At 63.9% G+C, this 6,197-nt stretch carries 5 protein-coding genes; 2 read left to right on the top strand and 3 right to left on the bottom strand.

Annotated elements, in window-relative coordinates; all coding sequences use genetic code 11:
- The 3 genes from A2J01_RS08085 to A2J01_RS08075 form a co-directional block, all read right to left on the bottom strand.
- The coding region (locus A2J01_RS08085) for an AMIN-like domain-containing (lipo)protein (RefSeq protein ID WP_064112470.1) at positions 1-555 on the bottom strand (555 nt) is incomplete at its 3' end.
- Between the two features lie 56 nt (positions 556-611).
- The gene (locus A2J01_RS08080) at positions 612-1,022 is read right to left on the bottom strand and encodes a YchJ family protein (protein WP_007736170.1); all 411 of its coding nucleotides are present in this window, start codon (positions 1,020-1,022) and stop codon (positions 612-614) included.
- Positions 1,023-1,044: 22 nt separating this feature from the next.
- Positions 1,045-2,607 carry a long-chain-fatty-acid--CoA ligase gene (locus tag A2J01_RS08075; RefSeq protein ID WP_064112468.1) on the bottom strand — a complete coding sequence of 521 codons (1,563 nt, stop codon included), beginning with the start codon at positions 2,605-2,607 and terminating at the stop codon, positions 1,045-1,047.
- 262 nt (positions 2,608-2,869) lie between these two features.
- Here A2J01_RS08075 and A2J01_RS08070 point away from each other — a divergent pair, with 262 nt between their 5' ends.
- On the top strand, positions 2,870-3,643 hold the full coding sequence (locus A2J01_RS08070; RefSeq protein ID WP_003945134.1) for an ABC transporter ATP-binding protein: 774 nt from the start codon (positions 2,870-2,872) through the stop codon (positions 3,641-3,643).
- 4 nt (positions 3,644-3,647) lie between these two features.
- Entirely contained in the window at positions 3,648-6,182 is a 2,535-nt protein-coding gene (locus A2J01_RS08065; RefSeq protein WP_064112467.1) for an ABC transporter permease, read from the top strand.
- Positions 6,183-6,197 lie beyond the last annotated feature (15 nt).

Raw genomic sequence — 6,197 nt, 5'->3', positions numbered from 1 at the left:
CGTCGTGACCGTGAACGGCTGCTTCTCGGTCACGCCGATGAACGACTGCGTGACTCCCTCGAAGACGTTGGACCCGTTGACCTCGGTCACGACTCCGCCGACGCCGGGGACCGGGTTGGGGCCGGAGTACTGCTCGACTCCGCTGTCGAAGGGATATGCGGAACCGTCGATCAGGACCTGGATCACTGCGGCACCCTTGATGTCCACGGGCTTACCGCTGCCTTCCTGCGTCGCCGCGTCGACGTACTTGACGCGCCAACCGGGTGTGCCGGTTCCGCCCATTTCGTAGACGACACGATCGAATCCGTCGTGCTCGCCCACTCGGATGTCGACGACGGTGAGCTTGGATTCGGTGCCCGCAGCCGACGTCTTGTCGGAGCTGTCCGTCGGGACTGGTTCTGTGGTCGACGCTGCTGCACTCGAGGTCGAGGTCGAGGTGACGGCCGAGGTGGCTGCCGTGGGAGTGGTCTCCGCGTCCTGCGAACAGGCAGTCAGGCTCACGCCCACTGCGATGGCAGCGACAGCGGCAAATGATCTCGTCCGGTTCGTTGTCATGACTCGATCGTAGGGCTCGCGTTATCGGGATCCGCGGCGGCGGTGCCCGGAGTTACCTAACCGATATCGCCGTCGACATAGAGCCACTTACCCTCTGTTCGCGCAAATCGACTGCGTTCGTGGAGCATTCCCCGCTCGCGTCCGAATGTGTAGTGAGCGCGAAATTCCACGACGCCGTCGGAATCGAACAGCCCGCCCCGTTCGGTGTCCAGGATCTCCAAGCGGAGCCATTTCTGGTCGGGGTCGAGATCGAGTTGGGCTGGGCGATGGTCGGGATGCCAAGTCTGCGTGAGATATTCGTCGTCCATCACAGCGAAAGCCGTGTAACGCGAACGCATCAGGGTTTCGGCGGTCGGTGCGTGCGCTACTCCGCTGATGTACTTGCCGCAGCATTCGGCCAACGCGTTGCCGCTGCCGCACGGGCACGGATCGGTCGGATTGGGTGTGGTGGGGCGGCGCGAAGTCACCGCCCCATTACAGCACGCGAACTCAGACCAGTTTGTGTTCGCGGTTCTCCCAGTACGGTTTGCGGAGGTCGCGTTTGAGGATCTTTCCGGTGGGATTGCGGGGAAGAATCTCGACGACGTCGATACTGGTCGGGCACTTGAACTTTGCGAGGCGTTCCTGTGTATAGGTGATCAGTTCGGCTTCGTCGATCTGCGCTTCGGCAGTGAGAACCACGACAGCCTTGACGGTTTCACCCCAACGGTCGTCGGGAACGCCGATGACCGCGACCTCGGCGATTGCCGGATGCTCCACCAGTACTCGTTCGATCTCGGGGGAGTAGACGTTCTCGCCGCCGGTGATGATCATGTCCTTGAGGCGGTCCTCGATGAAGACGAAGCCGCCGGAGTCGGCGCGGCCCATGTCGCCGCTACGTAGCCACCCGTCTGCGGTAATCGTTTCGGCCGTCGCCTCAGGCTTGCCCAGGTATCCGGGTGTGCACTGTTCGGATCGCCACCACAGTTCACCGGTCGTTCCGGTGGGCACGTCCTCGAGCGTGACGGGGTCCACCACGCGCATCTCGACGCCGGGGATCGCCGTACCTGCTGATGCCATGCGCTCGACCTGCGACTCGTCGCGGTGAACGTCCGGCATCAACGCGGTAATGACGCCTGCCATTTCGGTCATGCCGTAGACCTGCACGAATTCGGTGTCCGGCCACGCTGCGAGTGCCGCGCGCAACAGTGGGAGCGGCATGGGGGCGGCGCCGTAGGTGATGCGTTTGAATGCTTTGAAGGCGGCGACCGCCTGCTCGCCTGCGGCCAGGACTCCGGCAATGACCGGTGGGACGAGAAAGGCGATGTTGGCTCCGGCGGCGAGACCGGCGAAGATCGACGGTCCGTCGGCTTCTCTCGTGAAGTAACAGCGGCCACCGGTGTGAATTGCCATGATGGCGTAGCACGTTCCGCCGACGTGGAACATCGGCATCGCGATCAAGAATCGGTGATCCTCGTGGGCCGGCAGGATTTCGAGGACATTGTTGCTGTGCACGAACAGGTTTCGATGCGTGAGCTGGACACCCTTGGGGCGACCGGTCGTCCCGGAACTGTAGAGAACCAGAGCGGTGGCATCGGGGCTCACCTCGGGGCGGGAGTGCAGCGGTGTGACCTCGTCGATCCACGGCTCGAATTCGTCGTGTTCACCGCCGACGGCGAAGATCGATTCGACGGCCGTCAAGCGGTCTCGCATCGCGACGACCTGGGGGAGTAGTTCGCTGCCGACGAACAGAATGCGAGCGCCACAGTCCGCGAGAACGTAATCCAGCTCTTCGCTCGAAAGTCGCCAGTTGGGAACGACATTCGCGGCGCCGAGTAGTGAGGCGGCGTAGGTGACTTCGAGACAGGACAGATGATTCTTGTCGACGAACGCGACAGTGTCGCCGGCACCGATGCCTGATTCGGCGAGGGCGGCGGCGATACGCAAGATGCGGTCCCGCCACTGAGCCCACGTGAATTCGGTCCCTTGGAAGGTCATCGCTGCTTGATCAGGCTTGACCGTCGCCCAGTGCTCTAGCCGATCGAAAATGATTCCAGCGGTGGCGTCGGACATTCGGCCGCCTCTCTCGTGTGATTGGTGTCACAAGGTTAATGTGCGCCCGGTCTTCGTATCGCTGTTTCCAGTCAATGCGCACAAGCAGGAGGGGTCGCATTCCCCCGACCCTGACCGGCTCGGCCGCAGATATCAGGGTGGTCCCCGATGGCGGGCGCGCCCGCCACCCGACAGGATGGAACCAACCATTGCGGGCGTCCGTGTTTTCACGGGCGCCCGTCACGCCCGCAAAGTAGCACCGAAGTGAACAGGAAAGGCGATCATGAGTTCGCACGCCCAGGATGTCGCGGCCCGCGCAGTCGGCCTGTCCAAGACCTACGGCACCGGAGATACCCAGGTGCACGCCCTCAGTTCGGTGTCCGCAGATTTCGCCCGCGGTGAGTTCACGGCGATCATGGGGCCGTCCGGTTCCGGTAAGTCGACGCTGATGCATTGCCTCGCCGGTCTGGATTCCGCCAGTTCGGGTTCTGTTCTCATCGGTGACACGGAACTCACGACGCTTTCCGACAAACAGATGACCCAATTGCGACGCGATCGCATCGGTTTCGTTTTCCAGGCGTTCAACCTGGTGCCGACCCTGACCGCGCTCGAGAACATCACGTTGCCGCTCGACATCGCGGGACGCAAAGCGGACCCGACCTGGTTGAACAGCGTCCTGACCAAGCTGGGTCTCGGGGATCGCCTCGATCATCGGCCGGGAGAGCTCTCGGGTGGTCAGCAGCAGCGTGTGGCGTGTGCGCGTGCGCTGGCGGGTCAGCCGGAGATCATCTTCGGCGACGAGCCGACCGGAAACCTCGATTCGAAGTCCTCCGGTGAGGTGCTCTCGATCCTGCGGGCGGCCGTCGACGAGTTCAACCAGACCGTGGTGATCGTGACGCACGATCCGCGGGCAGCGGCGTATGCCGACCGGGTGGTGTTCCTCGCGGACGGCAAGATCGTCGACGAATTGCGCGAGCCTACGGCGGATTCGGTCCTCGACCGGATGAAGCGTCTGGACGCTCCGCAGGCGGTCGTGAACGTGGAAGCCGGGGCTTGAGCACATGGCTTCGGTAAGCAACTCGCCGATGCGCAAGGTTTCCCTGCGCAACTTGGCGGCACACAAGGTGCGACTTGCGCTGACGGTTCTCTCCGTGGTGCTTGGCACGGCTTTTGTCGCGGGGTCGTTCGTTTTCACCGACACCCTCCAGAAGACTTTCGATTCGATCTTCGAGAACACCGCCCAGGGCGTCGACGTCCGGGTATCGATGGAAGAGCGCAACACCAGTGGCGTTCCGGTCCAGGATGTCGACAAACTTGCCGCAGTCGACGGCGTCCGAGCGGTAGCCCCGGCCGTCAGTGGACAGATCGTCCTGATCAACGCAGACGGCGGCGCTGTTCAGACCGGCGGCGCGCCGAGTATCGGTCAGTCCTACCTACCGCCGGGCCAGGCGATTGCCGAATCCGACACCTTCGTCGAGGGCGCGCCTCCGACGCAGACCGGTCAGGTCGCGCTGAACACCAGCGCCGCCGAGCGAGCCGGACTGAAGGTGGGGGACTCCGCCAAGGTTCTGGCACCGGCCCGCGGAATCGTGGACGTGACGTTGTCCGGCATCTACGAGGGGGCGGGCAGTGACACCGGCGGGTTCATCGGCGCGCTCTTCACCGACGAGCAGGCCCGTGGACTCTTCACCGACGGCCAACACGTCGAGTACATCGACGTCGCGGGCGACGGGGTGTCGCAGACGGAACTGCAGCAACGCGTCGAGCAGGTTTTCCCCGATCTCAAGGTGCAGACCGGCGACCAGGTTCGTGAGGAGACCAAGGCCGAGGTCGACTCGGCGCTGAGCTTCATCAACTACTTCCTGTTGGCGTTCGGCGCGATTGCTCTGCTCGTCGGAACGTTCATCATCTACAACACCTTCTCGATGATCGTGGCGCAGCGTCTTCGTGAGCTGGCGCTGCTGCGTGCGATCGGTGCGAGCCGAGCGCAGGTCGGCCGTTCGGTGGTCACCGAGGCGCTCGTGGTCGGACTCATCGGCAGCATCATCGGTCTGCTCGGCGGTATCGGTCTCGCCTACGGATTGCGCAGTCTGCTCAACACATTCGACGTCGGTCTGCCGGAAGGCCCGCTCCAGGTGGGTGCCCGCACGATCATCGTCGCGTTGGTAGTCGGCGTCGTCGTCACGCCGCTCAGCGCTTACGCCCCGGCTCGTCGTGCGTCGAAGATCCCGCCGGTAGCGGCCATGCGTGAGGAGTTCGCCTCTACCGGTGACTCACTGCGAGTGCGGACGTTGATCGGTGCGATTCTCGGCGTGATCGGTGTGGCACTGCTCGTGTTCGGCTCTCGCGGTACCGGTGGTGGCGCGGCGCTGATCGTCGGGCTCGGTGCGTTCTCGTTGATCATCGCGGTGCTTCTCGGGGCTCCCGCGCTGTCGCGGCCGATCGTCGGCGCGCTCGGTGCCGTGTTCGCCAAGCCGTTCGGTGCCATCGGGCGATTGGCTCGTACCAATGCGGTGCGCAATCCCCGTCGCACGGCCGCAACGGCATTCGCGTTGACTCTCGGTCTGATGCTGGTGACGGTCATCGGAGTGTTCGGTTCCTCGGCCAAGGCGAGCATCAATGCTCTTGTCGACGTGGGTGTTTCGGCCGACTACATCCTGACCGGTCCCAACGCGATCGGCGTGCCGCGAGGTGCGGCCGACGCCGTCCGACAAGTGCCCGACGTGCAGAGCGCGACGTCGTTGCACGGAGTGCGTGCGAAGGTCGACGGTGAGGACGAGCAGGGCGCTTCGTTCGACGGCCCGATCGAAGGCGTGCTCGAATACAAGATCCTCGAGGGCACGGTCGATCTGACCGGCAACAACATGCTCGTCTCGAAGTCGACTGCGGACGACAAGGGTTGGACTGTCGGCTCGACCCAGACGTTGACCGGTCCCGGCGGCGTCGAGTACCAGACGGTTGTCGCGGGAGTGTTCGAGGACAACCAGCTGATCGGCTCGTGGATCGTCTCGGACGAGGCGTATCGGAAGCTGATGCCGGCCGAGAGTCTGCCGGACTTCGTGGTGCTGGTGAAGGCGAAGCCTGGCGCGGATCTGACAACGCTGCGATCCGAGCTCGAAACGGCCACGGAGAAGTACGTCGTCGTCCAGGTGCAGGATCGTGAGGAGTTCAAGGGAACTCAGGGCCAGCAGATCAACACGTTGTTGGCGATCCTCTACGGACTGCTTGCACTCGCGGTCGTGATCGCAATCCTGGGCATCATCAACACCCTGGCACTGTCGGTGGGCGAGCGGCGACGAGAAATCGGAATGCTGCGAGCTGTCGGCATGCAGCGCGGACAGATGCGACGCACGATCTACCTCGAGTCGGTGCTCATCGCGGTGTACGGCGCGGCGGTCGGAGTTGTTCTCGGCATCGCGTTCGGTTGGGCCTTCGTGAGCACTCTCGCGGATCAGGGCCTCGACAAGATCACGATCCCGTGGGGTCAGGTGGTCGGAATGCTGATCGGCTCGGGTGTGGTGGGTGTCTTGGCGGCGCTGTGGCCGGCCAACCGAGCGGCCAAGACGAAGCCGCTCGAGGCGATTGCAGACATGTAGGGCCTTCGGCCCCCG

Source organism: Rhodococcus sp. EPR-134, from assembly GCF_001647205.1.
Taxonomy (GTDB): domain Bacteria; phylum Actinomycetota; class Actinomycetes; order Mycobacteriales; family Mycobacteriaceae; genus Rhodococcus_F; species Rhodococcus_F qingshengii.
The sequence above is the reverse complement of the archived record's forward strand: the minus strand, read 5'-3'. Positions and strand labels throughout refer to the sequence as shown.